20 protein-coding genes are annotated in these 18699 nt (G+C 63.8%); 7 read left to right on the top strand and 13 right to left on the bottom strand.

Annotated elements, in window-relative coordinates; all coding sequences use genetic code 11:
* Positions 1-2 precede the first annotated feature (2 nt).
* Positions 3-1394 carry an L-serine ammonia-lyase gene (locus FHW64_RS03515; RefSeq protein ID WP_184523092.1) on the top strand — a complete coding sequence of 464 codons (1392 nt, stop codon included), beginning with the start codon at positions 3-5 and terminating at the stop codon, positions 1392-1394.
* On the opposite strand, the gene guaA is transcribed toward FHW64_RS03515, so the two are convergent.
* The 4 genes from guaA to guaB form a co-directional block, all read right to left on the bottom strand.
* Positions 1395-3008 (bottom strand): glutamine-hydrolyzing GMP synthase, encoded by a 1614-nt coding sequence (gene guaA / locus FHW64_RS03510; protein WP_184523090.1) that lies wholly within the window; start codon positions 3006-3008, stop codon positions 1395-1397. It abuts the gene before it with no gap.
* Positions 3009-3011: 3 nt separating this feature from the next.
* A complete protein-coding gene (locus FHW64_RS03505; RefSeq protein ID WP_184523088.1) occupies positions 3012-3446 on the bottom strand; it encodes a type II toxin-antitoxin system VapC family toxin in 435 nt (144 codons plus the stop codon).
* Positions 3443-3691, bottom strand: coding sequence for a type II toxin-antitoxin system Phd/YefM family antitoxin (locus FHW64_RS03500; protein WP_184524231.1), 249 nt, complete (start codon positions 3689-3691; stop codon positions 3443-3445). Before FHW64_RS03500 ends, FHW64_RS03505 begins: the two co-directional genes overlap by 4 nt.
* Before the next feature lie 83 nt (positions 3692-3774).
* Entirely contained in the window at positions 3775-5244 is a 1470-nt protein-coding gene (gene guaB, locus FHW64_RS03495; protein WP_184523087.1) for an IMP dehydrogenase, read from the bottom strand.
* A gap of 171 nt (positions 5245-5415) precedes the next feature.
* Here guaB and FHW64_RS03490 point away from each other — a divergent pair, with 171 nt between their 5' ends.
* Positions 5416-5934: a DUF4124 domain-containing protein gene (locus FHW64_RS03490; protein WP_184523085.1), complete on the top strand. Its 519-nt coding sequence runs from the start codon at positions 5416-5418 to the stop codon at positions 5932-5934.
* Positions 5935-5953: 19 nt separating this feature from the next.
* On the opposite strand, the gene FHW64_RS03485 is transcribed toward FHW64_RS03490, so the two are convergent.
* Positions 5954-6286 (bottom strand): RnfH family protein, encoded by a 333-nt coding sequence (locus FHW64_RS03485; protein ID WP_184523083.1) that lies wholly within the window; start codon positions 6284-6286, stop codon positions 5954-5956.
* On the bottom strand, positions 6286-6732 hold the full coding sequence (locus tag FHW64_RS03480; protein ID WP_184523081.1) for a type II toxin-antitoxin system RatA family toxin: 447 nt from the start codon (positions 6730-6732) through the stop codon (positions 6286-6288). Before FHW64_RS03480 ends, FHW64_RS03485 begins: the two co-directional genes overlap by 1 nt.
* 62 nt (positions 6733-6794) lie before the next feature.
* Between FHW64_RS03480 and smpB the strand changes: the two genes are divergently transcribed.
* The 5 genes from smpB (at position 6795) to FHW64_RS03455 (ending at position 9616) form a co-directional block, all read left to right on the top strand.
* Positions 6795-7277 (top strand): SsrA-binding protein SmpB, encoded by a 483-nt coding sequence (gene smpB, locus FHW64_RS03475; RefSeq protein WP_184523079.1) that lies wholly within the window; start codon positions 6795-6797, stop codon positions 7275-7277.
* Positions 7278-7289: 12 nt separating this feature from the next.
* On the top strand, positions 7290-7865 hold the full coding sequence (locus FHW64_RS03470) for a putative colanic acid biosynthesis acetyltransferase (protein ID WP_184523077.1): 576 nt from the start codon (positions 7290-7292) through the stop codon (positions 7863-7865).
* Between the two features lie 68 nt (positions 7866-7933).
* Complete coding sequence (locus FHW64_RS03465) at positions 7934-8443, top strand: RNA polymerase sigma factor (RefSeq protein WP_184523075.1); 510 nt, start codon at positions 7934-7936, stop codon at positions 8441-8443.
* Between the two features lie 12 nt (positions 8444-8455).
* The gene (locus FHW64_RS03460) at positions 8456-9190 is read left to right on the top strand and encodes an anti-sigma factor (RefSeq protein WP_184523073.1); all 735 of its coding nucleotides are present in this window, start codon (positions 8456-8458) and stop codon (positions 9188-9190) included.
* 45 nt (positions 9191-9235) lie between these two features.
* On the top strand, positions 9236-9616 hold the full coding sequence (locus tag FHW64_RS03455; RefSeq protein WP_184523071.1) for an ATP-binding protein: 381 nt from the start codon (positions 9236-9238) through the stop codon (positions 9614-9616).
* 66 nt (positions 9617-9682) lie between these two features.
* Here FHW64_RS03455 and FHW64_RS03450 read toward each other — a convergent pair whose 3' ends face one another.
* The 7 genes from FHW64_RS03450 to nusA all read right to left on the bottom strand — a co-directional run bounded on the left by FHW64_RS03450 (position 9683) and on the right by nusA (position 18692).
* Positions 9683-10096, bottom strand: a complete 414-nt coding sequence (locus FHW64_RS03450) for a YXWGXW repeat-containing protein (protein ID WP_184523069.1) — start codon at positions 10094-10096, stop codon at positions 9683-9685.
* A 67-nt stretch (positions 10097-10163) separates the two neighbouring features.
* On the bottom strand, positions 10164-11033 hold the full coding sequence (locus FHW64_RS03445; protein WP_184523067.1) for a DMT family transporter: 870 nt from the start codon (positions 11031-11033) through the stop codon (positions 10164-10166).
* A gap of 47 nt (positions 11034-11080) precedes the next feature.
* Entirely contained in the window at positions 11081-12913 is a 1833-nt protein-coding gene (gene typA, locus FHW64_RS03440; protein ID WP_184523065.1) for a translational GTPase TypA, read from the bottom strand.
* Complete coding sequence (gene truB / locus FHW64_RS03435; RefSeq protein WP_184523063.1) at positions 12910-13857, bottom strand: tRNA pseudouridine(55) synthase TruB; 948 nt, start codon at positions 13855-13857, stop codon at positions 12910-12912. The genes typA and truB overlap by 4 nt, the downstream gene beginning before the upstream one ends.
* 2 nt (positions 13858-13859) lie before the next feature.
* Positions 13860-14231, bottom strand: coding sequence for a 30S ribosome-binding factor RbfA (gene rbfA, locus FHW64_RS03430; protein ID WP_184523061.1), 372 nt, complete (start codon positions 14229-14231; stop codon positions 13860-13862).
* Positions 14232-14252: 21 nt separating this feature from the next.
* On the bottom strand, positions 14253-17183 hold the full coding sequence (gene infB / locus FHW64_RS03425) for a translation initiation factor IF-2 (RefSeq protein WP_184523059.1): 2931 nt from the start codon (positions 17181-17183) through the stop codon (positions 14253-14255).
* 24 nt (positions 17184-17207) lie between these two features.
* Positions 17208-18692 (bottom strand): transcription termination factor NusA, encoded by a 1485-nt coding sequence (nusA, locus tag FHW64_RS03420; protein ID WP_184523057.1) that lies wholly within the window; start codon positions 18690-18692, stop codon positions 17208-17210.
* Positions 18693-18699: the final 7 nt, after the last annotated feature.

Genomic DNA, 18699 nt, shown 5'->3' with positions numbered 1-18699 from the left:
CGATGCTGTCCGTCTTCGACATCTTCAAGATCGGCATCGGACCGTCCAGCTCGCACACGGTCGGGCCGATGCGGGGTGCGCGCATGTTCGTGGATGCGCTCGCACAGGACGGGCTGCTGTCGCGCACGGAGCGGGTTCATGTGACGCTCTACGGCTCGCTCGGCGCGACGGGGCATGGTCATGCAACCGATGTGGGCGTCATCCTCGGCCTGCTCGGCGAGGCGCCGGACACGGTCGACCCGGCTACGGTGCAGCCTCGTATCCAGGCGCTTCGAAGGTCTGGTGAGCTGAACCTCCTGGGGCAGCGTCCGATCGCCTTCCAGCCGTTACGTGACATCGAGTTCGCGGGCCAGGAGTCCCTGAGCGAGCATCCGAACGGGATGCGATTGGTCGCGCAGGCATCGGATGGCGCGACGCTGGCCGATCGCTGCTATTTCTCGATCGGCGGCGGGTTCGTCGTTGAACGTGGCGCAGCAACGCATGCGGCAGACGACGGCAAGGCAACCGCTTGGCCGCATCCGTTCCTGACGGGGGATGAATTGATGTCGCAGGCCCGCGCCCATGGGCTTTCGATCGCGCAATTGATGCTGGCCAATGAAACCGTCTGGCGTACACCGGCTGAGGTCCATGCAGGCGTGCTGCGCATCTGGCGCGTGATGCAGCAATGTGTGCAGCGAGGGTTCGGCATCGACAACCCGTCCGCCAATGAGCATCTTCCCGGCGCGCTTCACATCCGCCGCCGAGCGCCGCAGCTCTATCGCGAACTGCTTGCGCGCGACGGCAGCGCCGAAGGTGCGGACCCGTTGGCCGCGATGGATTGGGTCAACGCCTTCGCGATGGCCGCCAACGAAGAAAACGCCGCAGGCGGCCGTGTCGTCACTGCACCGACGAACGGAGCTGCAGGCGTCGTGCCTGCCGTGCTGCACTACTACGACAAGTTCTGCCGCGCATCGGAAGACGGCATCGTCAACTTCCTCCTGACGGCAGCGGCCATCGGCATGCTCTACAAGGCCAACGCCTCGATCTCGGGCGCGGAAGTTGGCTGCCAGGGAGAAGTTGGCGTTGCCTGCTCAATGGCGGCCGGCGGGCTGGCTGCCGCACTCGGCGGGACACCGGCCCAGATCGAGAACGCAGCCGAGATCGGCATGGAACACAACCTCGGGCTGACCTGCGATCCGGTCGGCGGGCTGGTGCAGATCCCCTGCATCGAGCGCAATGCGATGGGCGCCGTCAAGGCCATCAACGCTGCGCGCATGGCGCTACGCGGGGATGGCAGTCACTACGTGTCGCTCGACGCGGTGATCCGCACGATGATGCAGACCGGCGAGGACATGAAGTCGAAGTACAAGGAGACTTCGCTCGGCGGCCTCGCGGTCAACGTCGTGGAGTGCTGATCACTCCCACTCGATCGTCGCTGGCGGCTTGCTGCTCACGTCGTAGGTCACGCGGTTGATGCCGCGCACCTCGTTGATGATCCGGCCCGAAACCTTCTTGAGCAGCGCATAGGGCAGCTCGGCCCAGTCTGCGGTCATGAAGTCGCTGGTCTGCACTGCGCGCAACGCGACCACGTAGTCGTAGGTCCGGCCGTCACCCATCACGCCGACGCTCTTCACCGGCAGGAAGACAGTGAAAGCCTGGCTCGTGAGGTCGTACCAGGTCTTGCCACTTTCCTTGTCGACGAAGTTGCGAAGCTCTTCGATGAAGATCGCATCGGCGCGGCGCAGCAGGTCGGCGTATTCCTTCTTGACCTCGCCAAGGATGCGCACGCCCAGGCCGGGGCCGGGGAACGGATGGCGATAGACCATCTCGGGCGGCAGGCCCAGCGCGACGCCGAGTTCGCGCACTTCGTCCTTGAACAGATCGCGCAACGGCTCCAGCAGCTTGAGTCCCAGTTGCTCAGGCAATCCGCCGACGTTGTGGTGGCTCTTGATCGTGACTGCCTTCTTGCTCTTGGCGCCGCCGGACTCGATCACGTCCGGATAGATCGTGCCCTGCGCCAGCCACTTCGCGCCCTTCGCGCCTTGGCTGGTGAGCTTGGCCGCTTCCTGCTTGAAGACGGTGACGAATTCGCCGCCGATGATCTTGCGCTTGGCTTCCGGGTCGCTCACGCCGGCCAGCTTGCCGAGGAACAGGTCGCTGGCATCGACGCGGATCACCTTTGCATGGAGCTTGCCGACGAACATGTCCATGACCATGTCGCCTTCGTTGAGGCGTAGCAGGCCATGATCGACGAACACGCAGGTGAGCTGGTCGCCGATGGCGCGATGGATCAGCGCCGCGGCGACGGATGAATCGACACCGCCCGACAAGCCGAGGATGACTTCCTCATCGCCGACCTGCTGGCGGATTGCCTCGACCGCCTCGGCAATGTGGTCGCGCATGATCCAGTCGGGCTTGACCTGGCAGATGCCGAGAACGAAGCGCTCGAGGATCGCCTTGCCTTGCTGAGTGTGCGTGACTTCAGGATGGAATTGCACGGCGTAGAAGTGCCGTGCTTCATCAGCCATGCCGGCGATCGGGCAGCTTTCGGTGGACGCCATCAGCTTGAAGCCCGGCGGCAGTTCGGTGACCTTGTCGCCGTGGCTCATCCAGACATTGAGCATGCCGTGACCTTCATCGGTCGTGAAGTCGGCGATGTCGCGAAGCAGCTCAGTGTGGCCGCGTGCACGCACAGCCGCGAAGCCGAACTCGCGCTTATGACCGCCTTCGACCTTGCCGCCGAGCTGGTGCGCCATCGTCTGCATGCCGTAGCAGATGCCCAGAACCGGCACGCCAAGCTCGAACACAGCCTGCGGCGCCTTGTCTGTGGTTTCCTCGTACACGCTCGCATGGCTGCCGGAAAGGATCACGCCCTTGAGATGGCCGTCCTTCGCGTAGTCGCGAATCCAGTCGTCGGTGACGTCACAGGGGTGGACTTCGCTGAGCACGTGCGCCTCGCGCACGCGGCGCGCGATCAGTTGCGTGACCTGAGAGCCGAAGTCGAGGATGAGGATCTTGTCGTGTTGCATAGGTCAGAGCGTGGAGAGATCGAGAAGGCGGATACCGGACTGCGTCGCGGCTTCGGCCAGTTTCTTGTCGAACGTGGCCAAGGGGAGATTGAGCGATCGGGCCAGCCAGAGGTAGCCCGCGTCATAAGAGGAAAGCCCGCTGTCCATTGCGATGGCGAGCGAAGCCTTGTGTTGGGGAGGCGCCATTTCGTGCAGTTCGACGCGATGGCGGACCGCCTCGAGGACGGACCAGAGGCCCTCGACGGCCGCCTGAGGAATCCGTCCGCGCCGTACGCCGTTGGCGATGATGTTGGCGCATTCCCATTGCCAGAGGTTCGGCGCTTGCGGCTCGACCTCGTCGCGGCGCATGAGCGCATACAGGCGTCGGGTATGTTCGTTCGCTTCATCCGGCAGCAACCACGCTGCGGTGACCGAGGCGTCGAGAACGAAGGCAGTCATCCCTGCTGGCCTTCTTCGCGAAGTTCACGCACAGACGGACCGGGCCGGATCATTGCGTGCAGTGCGTCGATCTGGCTCAGCTCGCGCTGGATCTGTTCATCAGTGATGACCGGCTTGCGACGCACCGGGAGGATGCGTGCCACTTCCTTGCCGTGGCGGGTGATGCGAACTTCCTCGCCCTTCTCGACCGTCTCGATCAAGGCCGAGAAGTTGTTCTTCGCCTCATAGATACCGGTGTACTGCATGAGTCTGACCAGATTTGGAAAGCTGGCCATTATAGGCATTCCGGCCAGAATTTGAAGTCTGGCCAGAATGCCCGTTCAAGCGATCACTCGGCGCGGTAGTTCGGCGCTTCCTTCGTGATCTGCACGTCGTGGACGTGGCTCTCACGGATACCGGCGGCGGTGATCTCGACGAACTCGGCCTTGTTCTTCATGTCTTCGATCGTCGGGCAGCCGCAGTAGCCCATGCTCGCGCGGAGGCCGCCTGCCATCTGGTAGACGATAGAGACCATCGAGCCCTTGTAGGGCACACGGCCTTCGATGCCTTCGGGAACCAGCTTGTCCGCGTTCGGGTTGCCGGTGGTCGATTCCTGGAAGTAGCGGTCGGCGCTGCCCTGCTGCATCGCGCCAATGGAGCCCATGCCACGGTAGCTCTTGTAGCTACGGCCCTGGTAGAGCACGATCTCGCCCGGCGCCTCTTCGGTGCCGGCGAACATGCCGCCCATCATCACCGTGCTCGCGCCGGCGGCGATGGCCTTGGCGATGTCGCCCGAGTAGCGGATACCGCCGTCGGCGATCAATGGCACGTCCGTGCCTTGCAGCGCGGTGGCGACGTTGTCGATCGCCATGATCTGCGGCACGCCCACGCCGGCCACGATGCGGGTGGTGCAGATCGAACCCGGGCCGATACCGACCTTGACCGCGTCAGCACCTGCATCGGCCAGCGCGCGGGCTGCATCGCCGGTCGCGATGTTGCCGCCGATCACGTCGACCTGCGGATAGTTCTTCTTGACCCAGCGGACCCGCTCGATCACGCCCTGGCTGTGTCCGTGGGCAGTGTCGACCACGAGCGCATCGACGCCGGCCTTGACCAGCGCCTCAACGCGCTCTTCGGTGCCCTCGCCCACACCGACCGCCGCACCCACGCGCAGACGGCCGCTGGCGTCGCGCGCTGCATTCGGGAAACTGGTCTGCTTGGTGATGTCCTTGACGGTGATCAGGCCCTTGAGCTCCCAGGAGCCATTGATGACCAGGAGTCGCTCGAGCTTGTGCTTGTTGAGCAAAGCCTTCGCATCGGCGAGCGTGGTGCCGTCCGGCACGGTGATGAGCCGATCGCGTGGGGTCATGATCTCGCTCACCGGGGCGTCATAGCGGCTTTCGAATCGCAGGTCGCGGCCGGTCACGATACCGACCACCTTGCCGTTGTCGCACACCGGGAAGCCCGAGATGCCCAGCTGTTCCGACAGTGCGATCACCTGCCGAACGCTGTGCTGGGGCGTGATGACGACTGGGTCGCGCAGAACGCCGGACTCGTAGCGCTTGACCTTGGCGACTTGGGCGGCCTGCTCGGCGGGCGTGAAGTTCTTATGGATGATGCCGATCCCACCTTCCTGCGCCATCGCGATCGCGAGGCGGGCCTCGGTCACGGTGTCCATGGCCGCAGAGACCAGGGGCAGGTTCAGGGTGATGTTTCGGGAGAGCCGGGTGGCGAGAGAGGTGTCCTTCGGGAGGACCTGGGAATACGCTGGCACCAGCAACACGTCGTCGAAGGTGAGCGCTTTGCCGAGAAGGCGCATGGGTGAAGCTCCAAAAGACGGATTGTAACGATGGCCCGGTCTTTTCCGAGGCGAAGGGGCTTGCGTCGGCCCATACTGAAAGGTCCGAACTGCGTCCGAATCGGTACTCGACCGTTGCGAAAATGCCAGCGTTCAGGTTGCAAAACGTAAGGGAACGCTAAACTGCCGACCATGAAACTCGCGCACCTCCTCGTCATTGGATCGTTGTTCCTGCTGCCCTTGGGCGCGCAGGCGCAATGGCAATGGATCGACAAGGACAACAAGAAGGTCTTCAGCGATCAGCCGCCCCCGATCGAGATTCCCGAGAAGAACATCCTCCGCAAGCCCAACTCCGCCAAGCGCTTGAACTTCAGCGCGCCGGCCGCAGCGGAAGGCTCTGGAGCGGACGCGCCGGCTCCGGCCCCCGCCCCGACCGCTGCCGCCAAGCCGTCTGGTGTCGACAAGGACCTCGAGGAAAAGACGCGCAAGGCCGAGGAAGCCGAAAAGGCCAAGCAGGCAGCTGAGGCGCAGAAAGTCGCGCAGGCCAAGGCGGACAACTGCAAGCGCGCTCGCGAAGGCAAGGCCACCATGGACAGCGGCATGCGCGTGGCACGCGTCAATGCTCAGGGCGAACGCGAGATCCTGGACGACGACATGCGAGCAGCCGAACAGAAGCGTCTTCAGGGCGTGATCGATTCGGAATGCAAGTAAGCAGTCCTGCGACCATCCATCAATAGCCCGCCTTGCCGCCCTTGCGGCGGTGCGCGAACAACCCGGTGCCCCGGGCTCCCTGCTGCTTGAAGCGCTCGCGCCGCGCTACCTTGGGATCGACGGCCAGCGGGCGGCAGAGTTCGACGCGATCGAGATTGGCGACCTCCTGCGTCCATTCAACGGCACGCCCCCAGATACCCGGCGCCGCGGCCTGCCAGTCGAACGCGGGATATGTCGCGGCAAGCCCGCTCGCCAGGATCGCATCGCGCACGCATGCGCCTTCGGGAAGGCTGACGACTTCTTCGAACACAACCCGCACCGCGGGCGAGCAAGCCACCGTCACTCGCAGCATCAGACAACGCCGTAGATGTGTTCGGCACGCTTCACGAAGGCTTCGACGAGACTGGATGCGATCTTGTCGAACACCGGGCCGACCAGCGTCTGCAGCGCGATGCTGCTGAAGCCATAGGTGAGATTGAGTTCGACGCGACAAGCGCGCTCGCCGTCCTCTCCCACGGGCGTGAATTTCCAGACGCCATCGAGGTTGGAGAACGGCCCATCGACGAGCTTCAGGTGCACTTCGCGGCCCGGCACGTGCGTGTTGCGGGTGGTGAAGCTCTTGTGGAAGCCGCTGAACGCAAGACCGACTTCGGCGGTCATGCCGAAATCGTCTTGCTCGATCACCTTGGACCGGTCGCACCACGGGAGGAACTCCGGGTACTTCGCCACGTCGGTGACTAGGGCGTACATCTCGTCGGCGCTGTACCAGATGAGGATGGACTTGTGGACTGTTTTCATAGAATGGGCACAGCGTGCGCGACGGATTGTATTGAAGCCATGCCGACCTCACTTGATTCACCATGGCCACCAAAAAGAAGCAGCAGGACCCCTCTTCCCGAATCGCGGACAACAAGAAAGCCGCGTACAACTATTTCTTCGAAGAGCGCTTCGAGGCCGGCATGGTCCTCGAAGGCTGGGAGGTCAAGTCGCTGCGTGAAGGCAAGGTGCAACTGACCGACGGCTACGTGGTGATCCGGGAAGGCGAGCTCTTCGTGATCGGTTGCCAGATCAACCCGCTGCGCTCGGCGTCGACGCACATCACCCCCGATTCGGTGCGTACCAAGAAGCTGCTTCTGCACAAGGAACAGATCCGCCGCCTCATCGGCAAGGTCGAGCAGAAGGGCTACACGCTCATCCCGATCAACCTGCACTGGAAAGCCGGCAAGGTCAAATGCGAGATCGCTCTCGCGAAGGGCAAGGCCGAGCACGACAAGCGCGACACCATCAAGGATCGCGAAGGCAAACGTGAAGTCGAACGGGCCATGAAGAACAGAACCCGCTGAGGAGTCCAACGGATGGCGCTGCAACCCCTCGACGCCTCTCGCGTCAATCCACTCGAAGGCGGCCCGAGCTTCTCGCTGGGCAACCGGATCATGCGCGCCGTCTGGAACGTGACCTGGGCTGTCCTCGCGTCCTGGACGCCACCGCAAATGAGCTTCTGGCGCCGTTTCCTGCTGAAGCTCTTCGGCGCCAAGCTCGGCTTGTCGTGCGACGTACGCGGCAGTGCAAGAGTCTGGTACCCCCCTCACCTCCATCTCGCGGATCGGGCGCTCCTGGCCGAACGGGTGACTTGCTACAACATGGCGCCGATCTCGCTTGGGCGTGGCGCGCTGGTGTCCCAGGGGGCGCACCTCTGCGCCGGCACCCACGATATCTCGTCGGCCGCCTTTCAACTCATCGCACGTCCCATCACGATCGGTCCGCAAGCCTGGATCGCGGCCGAAGCCTTCGTCGGCCCTGGCGTGGAGGTCGGCGAAGGTGCGGTACTGGGCGCACGCAGCGTCGCATTCAGGTCGCTCGACGCGTGGACCGTCTACGGCGGGAATCCCGCAAAGCCGCTCAAGCGGCGTGTCCTGAGAGACGCAGGCTAATTTTTTTGAACGCCGTGGAATAAACGCCGGGCCGCCGGCGTTGATGCAGCATCAGCCAAACTGCATCCATGGATTCCAGCGCCATCGTCGAACACATCCCGAGCCTGCGTCGCTATGCCCGCGCGCTGACCGGCGATGCCTGGGCTGCCGATGACCTGGTGCAGGACACGCTCGAGCGCGCCTGCAGCAAATGGCGCTTGTGGAGTGTTGGCACGGATCTGCGCGCGTGGCTCTTCACGATCATGCACAACGTGTTCGCGAGCCAGGTTCGCCGCGCACCGGCACGCAATTCGGTCGACGTCGAGGACGCAGTCCATGAGCTGCGCGTTGTCGACTCACATCGCGACCAGGCCATCGATCTTCAACGCTGCGTGCTGCTTCTGCCTGAAGACCAGCGCTCCGTGCTTCTGCTGGTGGCGCTGGAGGACCTGTCCTATGCGCAGGTCGCCAAGGTGCTCGGTATTCCCGCCGGCACCGTGATGTCGCGACTTTCGCGGGCACGCGATCGCCTGCGAGAACTGATGGAATCAGCGCCGCCACCGGTCACGGGCCGCCCCGGCCTGCGGCGCCTCAAATAGTCGGCCAACGTCATGAAGACCACCGATCACAATCTCGATGACGCCTCGCCCGAATGGTTGGCGCAGCGTGACGCATTGCGCCAGTTGCATCGCGACGTGCTGGACGAACCGATTCCGCCGAACCTGTTGGCCGCAACGGGACTTGCCGCGCAGTCGCACGCGCGCAAGGCCAGGTGGGCGCGCTGGGGCGGCATGGCTGCAGGTATCGCGATGGCGTTCGGCGCCGGTTGGCTGGCCAGTGCGCAATGGGCGGGTTCCCACACCGGATCGATGCTCGCGCGTTCGCCGGCGGCCCGCGAATTCGTTCATGCTGCCGCAGTGGCGCACGTCGTCTATGCGCCGGAGAAACGTCACCCCGTTGAAGTGGCGGCAGCCGAACAGCAGCACCTCGTTCAGTGGCTGTCCAAGCGCCTCGACAGGCCTTTGCGGGTGCCCGATCTCTCAGCGCAGGGCTACGCGCTTGTCGGTGGCCGCCTGCTGCCAGGCAACGAAGGCGCCCGCGCGCAGTTCATGTTCGAACGCGCCAGCGGCGAAAGGCTCACGCTCTATGTCGGGAGCCTGGGGCCGTCGTCAAATGCTCCGCGCGCAGATGAAACGGCATTTCGCTTCTCGGCCGACGGCCCGGTCCCCAGTTTCTATTGGGTCGACCGAGGTTTCGGCTATGCATTGACCGGCCCGCTCTCCCGGGATGCCCTGCTCACACTTGCCACCGCCGTGTACCGTCAGCTCGAAAAGACCGATGGATAGACTGCAACCTCGCACCGATTTTTTTCAACCGAAGGAGAAAACTTCATGAAACTGCTCAGCGCTTCGATCCTTGCCACCGCCCTGCTCGCCGGTTGCGGAAGCATGTCGCCCGCCCCGGACACGCCCACCCGCACCGCCGACGGCGTGCTGATCGGCCCGACGGGCATGACGCTTTACACCTTCGACCGTGACGCGCCCAACAGCGGCAAGTCGGCCTGCAACGGCCCGTGCGCCACCAACTGGCCGCCGCTCCCGGTCGCCGATGCCGCCAAGCCGATGGGCGCCTACACGATCATCACCCGCGACGACGGCAAGAAGCAGTGGGCCTACAAGGGTTCGCCGCTGTACTACTGGGCAAAGGACACCAAGCCCGGGGACAAGACCGGCGACGGTGTGAACGGCATCTGGAAGGTTGCTCGCCCCTGAGTTGCGAGGCGAAGCACAAAGAAAAAGGGCCGGTGACCGGCCCTTTTTTCATTTGCAGCGGACCGATCAGCAGCGGCCCTTTTTCGCCTGCCCGGGAGGGCAGTGATAGTGATCATCGTCGTAGTCATGATTGTGATCGTGACGGTGGCCCTTCGGCTCTTTGTACTTGCCGGCCTTCCATTCGGGCTCGACCCAGCGCCATCCGCCTTCGGCACGCACCCAGCGGCCAGGCGCATAGACGTAGTCCGGCCTTGCTGCCTGCCAATAGCCTTGCTGCCATGCGTAGGCGTCGTGCCGGTACTGCCAGACCCCCGGCACCCACACATAACCCACGCGAGGCGGCGGGACCGGCTCATAACGCGGCGCGGGCGGCGCCACTGCGACGACGCCGGGCACGTTGATGTTGATCGACACCTGCGCCGACGCACAGAACGGCACTGCAACCAGGGCGCAAGCCAGAAGAGTGGATGAAAGTCGCATCGATACCTTCCTTCGAAAACGAATAAACGCGGCGGTCCCGGCCTGGTGGACAGGGGTTGTCCCGAACTCAGGAGGATCCAGTCAATGCCGCACGGGGTGCGCGGCGCTCGCGCATGCCCAGCAGCTCGTTGAAGACCAGCGCGCCAATCACCAGTGCACCGCCGGTCAGCACGCTCGGCGGCGGTTCTTCACCAGCACCGACCCACGCCAGAGCGATGCCGAAGATCACTTCGAGAAGCGCAAGCAGGGAGACCTCGGGCGCCTTCAGCACCCGGGCGCAGATCACCGAAAGCACGCACGGTATCGCGAGTTGCACGAGGCCGAGAAAGGCCAGCAGACTCAGGTCGTGCGTGTTGGCCTGAAACGGCCACGCGAGCGGCAACGTCACCAGTGCCGAGATCGCTGCGCCGATCAGAACCGCCGGCACGAGGTCGATGTCATGCCCCTTCGCATGGGCATGCTGGACCACGGTCCAGTTGCACGCGGCCGCAAGCGGAACGCACAGGGCCACGAGCGTGCCCGCGAGCAGGCCCTCGCCCAGTTGCGTGCCGTACATCCAGCCGATGCCCAGCCCTGCCACCACGATCGCGCCCCAGGTGCGCGCTGGCAGCTTGTGGCCGATGAAGATCCGCGCGACAAGCGCGGTCAACAGCGGCCCGACAGCCATTGTGACGAGTACGTTGGCAACGCTGGTCAGCGTGAGCGCCACCATGAAGGCGGTGAACATCACGCTCCAGCAGATGCCCGAGATCCACAGCTCGCGGTCGCCACGACGGATCTTGGCGAACACGGCCCGCCCCTGCCACAGGGGCAGGATGACGAGCAGCGCAATCAGCGTGAAGAAGCTGCGCCAGAACGTCACTTCGAAGCTGCGCGCGTGTTCCAGATGCCGTGTGACCAGACCGGCCGTGGCCCACATCAGGGTCACGGCGACCATTAGCCACGCCGCACGGCCATGGGTCAATCCACGACCTGCGGCCCGCATCAGGCAGCCTCGCGCGAGGCGCGCTTGCGCTCGTGTTCCTTGAGGTAGCGCTTACGCAGACGCACGCTCTTGGGCGTGATCTCGACCAGCTCGTCGTCTTCGATGAACTCGACGCCGTATTCGAGCGTGAGATCGATCGGCGGCGTGATCTTGATCGCGTCTTCCTTGCCCGAGACGCGGAAGTTCGTGAGCTGCTTGGTGCGCGTTGCGTTGACCACCAGGTCGTTGTCGCGGCTATGGATGCCGACGATCATGCCCTCGTACACCGGATCGTTCGCGCGCACGAACATGCGGCCGCGATCGTCCAGCTTGCCGAGCGCGTAGGTGAAGATTTCGCCGTCGTCCATCGAGATCAGCACACCGTTCTTGCGGCCGCCGATGTCGCCCTTGTGCGGCTCATAGCCGTCGAAGATGTTCGAGATCAGGCCCGAACCGCGCGTCAGGTTGAGGAATTCGTTGCTGAACCCGATCAGGCCGCGCGCGGGAATGCGGTATTCGAGGCGCACACGGCCCTTGCCGTCCGGTTCCATGTTGACCAGATCACCCTTGCGCTCGCCCAGTGCCTGCATCACGCCGCCTTGATGCTGTTCCTCGATGTCTGCCGTGACCATTTCGATCGGTTCGTTGCGGACACCGTCGATGTCCCGGAACACCACGCGCGGCTTCGACACGGCCATTTCGTAGCCTTCGCGGCGCATGTTTTCCAACAGGATGGTCAGGTGCAGTTCGCCGCGGCCCATGACCTCGAAGACGCCTTCTTCGTCGGTCTCACTCACGCGCAACGCGACGTTGTGCTGAAGCTCCTTCTGCAGGCGGTCCCAGATCTGGCGGCTGGTGACGTACTTGCCTTCGCGGCCTGCCAGCGGGCTGGTGTTCACGCAGAAGTTCATGGTCAGCGTCGGTTCGTCGACGCGAAGCATTGGCAACGGCGCCGGCTTGAGCGGGTCGGTCACCGTCACGCCGATGCCGATTTCCTCGATGCCGTTGATCAACACAATCTCACCGGGGCCCGCTTCCTTGGTTTGCACGCGGTCCAGCCCCTGGAAAGTCAGCACCTGGTTGATGCGCCCCTTGATCGCCTTGCCGTCCGGCCCTTCCATCACGACGACGTCCATCATTGGCTTGATCGTCCCCGCGTTGACGCGGCCCACCCCGATGCGGCCCACGAAGGTCGAGAAGTCGAGCGCCGAAATCTGCAGTTGCAGCGGTGCGTCCGGATCGCCAGCGTGCGCAGGCACGTGCTTCAGGACGGTGTCGAAAAGAGCCGACATGTCCGGCCCCCATTGCTCACCCGGCTCGCCCTCTTCGAGTGACGACCAGCCATTGATGCCGGATGCGTAGACCACGGGAAAGTCCAACTGCTCGTCGGTGGCGCCCAACTTGTCGAACAGGTCGAAAGCGGCGTTGACCACGTGGTCCGGACGCGCACCCGGCTTGTCGACCTTGTTCACGACCAGGATCGGCTTGAGGCCAAGGGCCAGCGCCTTCTTGGTCACGAAGCGCGTCTGCGGCATCGGGCCTTCCTGCGCGTCGATCAGCAGCACGACGCCGTCGACCATGCTGAGCGCACGCTCCACTTCGCCTCCGAAGTCGGCGTGCCCAGGGGTGTCCACGATGTTGATATGGGTGCCCTTCCAGGTCACGGCGCAGTTCTTGGCCAGGATCGTGATGCCACGCTCTTTTTCGATGGCGTTGTTGTCCATCACCGTGTCGACCACCTTCTCGTGCTCGGCGAAGGTGCCCGACTGGCGTAGAAGTTGGTCGACCATCGTGGTCTTGCCATGGTCAACGTGGGCAATGATGGCGATGTTGCGAATCTGATTTGTGCTCATGGTGTCGCTTCGGTCAATAGTGTTTGCTGTATTTCGATAGGGCTCAGCAAGCGCCCAGGAATGAGTTCACCGGCCTTCACATGGGCCGTGCCGAGGAAGGTCCGGGGCCGGTCGCCGAACACGGCCACCGCCGGCGAATCGGCCCAGCCCCCGCGGCGGCGAAGCCCGGAGAGAAAGCGCCCGGCATCTTCGGCACCGAGCGTGACACGGATGTGATCGGCGACGAGCGACTCGGGCGGCAGCAGCCGGGCAATGCGCTCGCTTTCATCCATGGCTTCGAAGGCCTCAAGCGTGACGCACTGGCTCGCATGGAAGCCGCCGGTAGCGATACGCCGCAAGGCGACGAGGTGGGCGCCGCAACCCAGAGCTTCTCCGATGTCTTCGCCGAGCGTGCGGATGTAGGTCCCCTTGCTGACGGTCGCCCGGATGTGGATATCGTCACTGCCCGGTTGCGCTGTGATCGAAAGGCTGTGAATGACGACGTCGCGCGCGGCGCGCTCGACCTCGAGGCCTTCCCGGGCGTATTCGTAGAGTGCCTTGCCGTCCTTCTTCAGGGCGCTGTGCATCGGCGGCACCTGACGGATCGGGCCGGTGAAGCGGGTTTGCACCCGCGCGAGGTCGCCCTCGTTCACCGCGACCGGGCGACGCTCGATCACTTCGCCTTCGGCATCGCCGGTCGAAGTCTTCACGCCAAGGCGTGCGACGGCCTCGTAGGTCTTGTCCGCATCCAGATGAAGCTGGCTGAACTTGGTGGCCGCCCCGAAGCACAGGGGCAGAACGCCGGTGGCAAGAGGGTCCAACGTTCCGGTGTGTCCCGCTTTCTCCGCGCGCAGCAACCACTTGGCCTTCTGTAAGGCCTGATTACTGGAGAGACCCAGCGGTTTGTCGAGCAGCAACACCCCATGCACAGGGCGCCGCTGCACCCGTGTGCGTGGCGCGTTCATCTTCAGTCGTCTTTGGAACGGGAAGCGACGGCCTGCGCGATCAGCGCATTCATGTCAGCGGCGCGTTCGGTCGTGCGATCGAACTGGAAGTGCAGCGTCGGCACCGTATGGATGTGCAGACGCTTGAAAAGGCCGTTGCGCAGGAAGCCGGCCGCCTGGTTCAACGCCTCGGTCGTTTCGACCGGATCGCCGACGAGCAGGCTGAAGAAAACCTTCGCGTGCGCGTAGTCCGGCGTGACCTCGACGGCCTGGATCGTGACCATGCCCACCCGCGGATCCTTCAATTCGCGCGCGATCAGCTCCGTCAGATCGCGTTGGATCTGATCGGCGACCTTGAAGGCGCGATTGGGGACAGCGGACTTTTTCTTGGGCATGGTCGTGATCGATCCGGTTGCTTACAGCGTCCGGGCGATTTCCTTGATCTCGAAGAACTCCAACTGATCACCTTCCTTGATGTCGTTGTAGTTCTTGAGCTTGATACCGCACTCGAAGCCTTCGCGCACTTCGCGCACATCGTCCTTCATGCGTTTGAGCGATTCGATCTCGCCGGTATAGATCACCACGTTGTCGCGCAGCAGGCGGAAGTGCGCGTTGCGGTTGACCGAGCCGGAGGTGACGTACGAACCCGCGACCGTACCGATCTTGGAGGCCACGAACACGGTACGGATCTCGGCCGAGCCGATGATCTCTTCGCGCCGCTCGGGTGCCAGCATGCCGGCCATCGCCGTCTTCAGATCGTCCACAGCGTCATAGATGATGCTGTAGTAGTGGATCTCGATGTTGTTGCCTTCGGCATGCTTGCGCGCACCAGCGTCGGCGCGCACGTTAAAGCCGATGACCATCGCCTTCGAAGCGATCGCCAGATTGATGTCCGACTCGCTGATGCCACCCACTGCGGCATACACGACCTGCACCTTGACCTCTTCGTTCGAGAGCTTGAGCAGGGACTGCGAGAGCGCTTCCTGCGAGCCCTGCACGTCGGCCTTGATGATGATCGGCACCGTCTTGACTTCGCCGGCGGTCATGTCCGCGAACATGTTCTCCAGCTTGGCCGCCTGCTGCTTCGCGAGCTTGGTGTTGCGGAACTTGCCCGCACGATAGGTCGCGATTTCGCGTGCACGGCGCTCGTCGCCCATCACCATGAACTCGTCGCCAGCCTGAGGCACTTCCGTCAGACCCTGGATTTCCACAGGGATGGACGGGCCCGCGCTCTTCACCGGCTTGCCGTCCTCGTCGATCATGGCGCGAACGCGGCCATAGGTCGAACCTGCCAGCACGACATCGCCGGTCTTGAGCGTGCCGGACTGAACCAGCACCGTGGCGACGGGACCACGGCCCTTGTCGAGCTGAGCTTCGATGACCAGACCCTTGGCGGCTGCGTCCACAGGCGCCTTGAGTTCCAGAATTTCAGCCTGAAGCAGAACCTGCTCGAGCAGGTCATCGACGCCCTGCCCCGTCTTGGCGGACACAGGGACGAACGGCGTGTCGCCGCCGTACTCTTCGGGCACGACTTCTTCAGCGACCAGTTCTTGCTTGACGCGGTCGAGGTTGGCGTCGGGCTTATCGATTTTGTTGATCGCCACGACGATCGGCACGTTTGCGGCCTTCGCGTGCTTGATGGCTTCCTTGGTCTGCGGCATGACGCCGTCGTCCGCAGCCACCACCAGGATCACGATGTCGGTCGCCTGGGCGCCGCGAGCACGCATGGCGGTGAACGCCTCGTGGCCCGGGGTGTCCAGGAAGGACACCATGCCTCGTTCCGTTTCGACGTGATAGGCGCCAATGTGCTGCGTGATGCCGCCAGCTTCGCCCGCAGCGACCTTGGCGCGGCGGATGTAGTCCAGCAGGGAGGTCTTGCCGTGGTCGACGTGACCCATGACGGTCACGACCGGCGCACGTGGCAACGCTTCGGCTTGTTGTGCCGACACGTCCTCGTCGGTGAAGGCTTCAGGATCGTCCAGCGCCGCAACCACGGCGTTGTGGCCCATTTCCTCCACGATGATCATCGCGGTGTCCTGGTCGAGCGACTGGTTGATCGTCGCCATCTGGCCAAGCTTCATCAATTGCTTGATGACTTCCGAGGCCTTGATGGACATCTTGTGTGCAAGCTCTGCCACCGTGATGGTCTCGGGCACGTGCACTTCAAGCACACGCGCCTCGATCGGCGCTGCCGGCGCGCGTTCCTCCATGCCGTTGCGGTCGTTGCCGCGTCGGCCGCGCGGACCACCGCGCCAATTGCCTCGGCCAACGCCACCGCTGGCATCGCCGCGGGTCTTGATTTCCTTCTTCTTGGCCGTGTCGCCCGCCCAGCTCGAGGAGAGCTTGGCCGACTTCACTTCCTTGCCCGATCCGGCACCGGCCGCAGGGGCAGGCGCTTGTGCGCCCGGAGCCGCAGCCGGCGCGGCCGTACGGGCCGCAGGTGCTGTCGGCTTGTGGAGCGTACCCTTCACCCCTGCCTTCGCTTCGGCGGCGGGCCTCTCGGGTGCCTTCGGGGTCAACACGCGCGCTGGCGAATTCAACATCGCGCGGATCGCCTCGGCTTCGGCCAATGCCTTGCGGCGGCGCTCATCGAGATCGCGGGCGCGTGTGGCCTCTTCCTCGGCGCGCGCCTTCGACTCGGCTGCGGCCTTGGCCTTGGCATCTTCCTTGGCTTGCGCGGGGGACGGTTCAGCAGCCTTGCGGTTCGCTTCTTCTGCTGGAGCCTCTTCGGCGGCTTCGGGACCACCGGCCGTGACGGCGGCGGCAGCCGCAGCTTCCGCGGCCTTCTTCAAAGCGGCAGCTTTCGCCTCCTGCTCCGCGCGTTCGGCCTCTTCGGCGCGGGCGCGTTCACGCGCTTCCGCCTCCTCGCGCAGGCGGCGCTTCTCGGCGAGTTCCTCTTCCTGGCGGCGGATCAGCTCGGCTTGACGTCGTGCCTCTTCCTCGCGTCGGGCGAGTTCGATTTCATCGATGCGAGGTGCCGCGGGAGCGGCTGCAGGGTGGGCTTCAACTTGCGGCGCAGCGGCCTCCGCTGCGGCAGGATGACCTTCGTCGCGTTGGATGAAGGTGCGCTTCTTGCGCACTTCAACCTGAATGGTCCGGGCGCGACCCGTCGCGTCCGCCTGCTTGATCTCGCTGGTCGACTTCTTCGTGAGCGTGATCTTCTTGCGCTCCGGCTCGACCGTGCCGTGGCTGGCCTTCAGGAAGCCAAGCAAACGTTGCTTGTCCGACTCGGTGAGCGCATCCGATGCGGCGGCCTTGGGCACGCCCGCGCTCTTGAGTTGATCAAGCAGGATTTCTGGAGTCTTCTTGAGTTCGTGTGCGAACTCGGCGACAGTGGTACTGGACATATTCGTTTCGTGCCTCCATGACCATCACTCTTGGCCGGCGAACCAATGTTCGCGGGCCTTCAAGATGAGGTTCTTGGCGTCATCGGCGCTCTGGCCGGTGATCTCGGTGAGTTCGTCGACCGCGAGGTCGGCCAGGTCGTCACGGGTATGCACACCCGCCTCGGCCAGCTTCGGTATAAGCGCCGGATCGAGTCCGGCGAGGTCCCGCAGGTCCTGAGAGACGCTCTCGACGTTTTCTTCGCGGGCGATTTCCAGCGTGAGCAACGCATCTTTGGCGCGCGAACGCAGTTCGTTGACCGTGTCTTCGTCGAAAGCCTCGATCTCGAGCATTTCCGAGATCGGCACGTAAGCCACTTCTTCGAGGCTCGTGAAGCCTTCGGAGATCAGGATGTCCGCGATTTCTTCGTCCACGTCGAGCTTTTCCATGAAAAGCTTGCGGCTGGCGTCGGTTTCGGTCGCTTGCTTCTGCGCCGATTCGTTGGCATCCATGATGTTGATCTTCCAACCGGTCAAGTCCGAAGCAAGCCTCACGTTCTGACCGCCGCGGCCGATTGCGATCGCGAGATTTTCCTCATCGACCACCACGTCCATCGCGTGCTTTTCCTCGTCGACGACGATCGAGGTCACGTTGGCCGGCGCGAGTGCGCCGATCACGAATTGGGCCGGGTCTTCGCTCCAGAGCACGATATCGACGCGCTCGCCTGCGAGTTCATTGGTAACCGCATTTACCCGCGTGCCGCGAACGCCAACGCAGGTGCCGATCGGGTCCACGCGCTTGTCGTGCGACAGCACGGCGATCTTGGCGCGCGAGCCGGGATCGCGGGCGCAGCTCTTGATCTCCAACAGGCCTTGCTCGATCTCGGGCACTTCCTGGCGGAACAGCTCGATCATGAATTCCGGCGCGGCACGCGACAGGATGATCGGCGCGCCGCGCAGTGTGAGGTCGACCTCCATGATCATGGCCCGCACGCGATCGCCGTTGCGCAGGTTTTCCTTGGCGATCATTTCACTGCGGCGCAGACGGCCTTCGACGCGGCCGGCCTCAACGATGATGTCGCCCTTGTCCAGGCGCTTGACGGTGCCGGTGAAGATCTTTTCGCCGCGCGACATGAAGTCGTTGAGCAGCATCTCGCGTTCCGCGTCGCGGATCTTCTGCAGGATCACCTGCTTTGCAGCCATTGCACCGATACGGCCGATCGGCATGGATTCGACGGACTCCTCGATGTACTCGTCGATCTCGATGTCCGGCATCTCTTCCTTGGCTTCGAAGAGCAGGATTTCCTGATCGGGCATTTGCAGACCAGCCTCGTCAGGCACCACATGCCAGCGGCGGAACGTTTCGTAGTCGCCGCTTTCGCGGTCGATCGCCACACGAATGTCCACATCACCCGGATAGAGCTTCTTGGTCGCTTGTGCAAGGGCGGACTCGACAGCGCCGAAGACGACGTCACGTTCGACGTTCTTCTCGCGCGAGATCGCATCCACCAACATCAACATTTCGCGATTCATGCCACCA

The organism is Variovorax sp. Sphag1AA, from assembly GCF_014192575.1.
GTDB lineage: Bacteria > Pseudomonadota > Gammaproteobacteria > Burkholderiales > Burkholderiaceae_C > Variovorax.
Note: the sequence above shows the minus strand (reverse complement) of the source record. Positions and strands in the feature narration are given on the sequence as shown.

What these genes read in the sequence shown, in the direction of transcription:
- FHW64_RS03515 (WP_184523092.1), top strand. Translation starts at nt 3, where the DNA reads ATGCTGTCCGTCTTCGACATCTTCAAGATCGGCATCGGACCGTCCAGC.
- guaA (WP_184523090.1), bottom strand. Translation starts at nt 3,008, where the DNA reads ATGCAACACGACAAGATCCTCATCCTCGACTTCGGCTCTCAGGTCACG.
- FHW64_RS03505 (WP_184523088.1), bottom strand. Translation starts at nt 3,446, where the DNA reads ATGACTGCCTTCGTTCTCGACGCCTCGGTCACCGCAGCGTGGTTGCTG.
- FHW64_RS03500 (WP_184524231.1), bottom strand. Translation starts at nt 3,691, where the DNA reads ATGCAGTACACCGGTATCTATGAGGCGAAGAACAACTTCTCGGCCTTG.
- guaB (WP_184523087.1), bottom strand. Translation starts at nt 5,244, where the DNA reads ATGCGCCTTCTCGGCAAAGCGCTCACCTTCGACGACGTGTTGCTGGTG.
- FHW64_RS03490 (WP_184523085.1), top strand. Translation starts at nt 5,416, where the DNA reads ATGAAACTCGCGCACCTCCTCGTCATTGGATCGTTGTTCCTGCTGCCC.
- FHW64_RS03485 (WP_184523083.1), bottom strand. Translation starts at nt 6,286, where the DNA reads ATGCTGCGAGTGACGGTGGCTTGCTCGCCCGCGGTGCGGGTTGTGTTC.
- FHW64_RS03480 (WP_184523081.1), bottom strand. Translation starts at nt 6,732, where the DNA reads ATGAAAACAGTCCACAAGTCCATCCTCATCTGGTACAGCGCCGACGAG.
- smpB (WP_184523079.1), top strand. Translation starts at nt 6,795, where the DNA reads ATGGCCACCAAAAAGAAGCAGCAGGACCCCTCTTCCCGAATCGCGGAC.
- FHW64_RS03470 (WP_184523077.1), top strand. Translation starts at nt 7,290, where the DNA reads ATGGCGCTGCAACCCCTCGACGCCTCTCGCGTCAATCCACTCGAAGGC.
- FHW64_RS03465 (WP_184523075.1), top strand. Translation starts at nt 7,934, where the DNA reads ATGGATTCCAGCGCCATCGTCGAACACATCCCGAGCCTGCGTCGCTAT.
- FHW64_RS03460 (WP_184523073.1), top strand. Translation starts at nt 8,456, where the DNA reads ATGAAGACCACCGATCACAATCTCGATGACGCCTCGCCCGAATGGTTG.
- FHW64_RS03455 (WP_184523071.1), top strand. Translation starts at nt 9,236, where the DNA reads ATGAAACTGCTCAGCGCTTCGATCCTTGCCACCGCCCTGCTCGCCGGT.
- FHW64_RS03450 (WP_184523069.1), bottom strand. Translation starts at nt 10,096, where the DNA reads ATGCGACTTTCATCCACTCTTCTGGCTTGCGCCCTGGTTGCAGTGCCG.
- FHW64_RS03445 (WP_184523067.1), bottom strand. Translation starts at nt 11,033, where the DNA reads ATGGTCGCCGTGACCCTGATGTGGGCCACGGCCGGTCTGGTCACACGG.
- typA (WP_184523065.1), bottom strand. Translation starts at nt 12,913, where the DNA reads ATGAGCACAAATCAGATTCGCAACATCGCCATCATTGCCCACGTTGAC.
- truB (WP_184523063.1), bottom strand. Translation starts at nt 13,857, where the DNA reads ATGAACGCGCCACGCACACGGGTGCAGCGGCGCCCTGTGCATGGGGTG.
- rbfA (WP_184523061.1), bottom strand. Translation starts at nt 14,231, where the DNA reads ATGCCCAAGAAAAAGTCCGCTGTCCCCAATCGCGCCTTCAAGGTCGCC.
- infB (WP_184523059.1), bottom strand. Translation starts at nt 17,183, where the DNA reads ATGTCCAGTACCACTGTCGCCGAGTTCGCACACGAACTCAAGAAGACT.
- nusA (WP_184523057.1), bottom strand. Translation starts at nt 18,692, where the DNA reads ATGAATCGCGAAATGTTGATGTTGGTGGATGCGATCTCGCGCGAGAAG.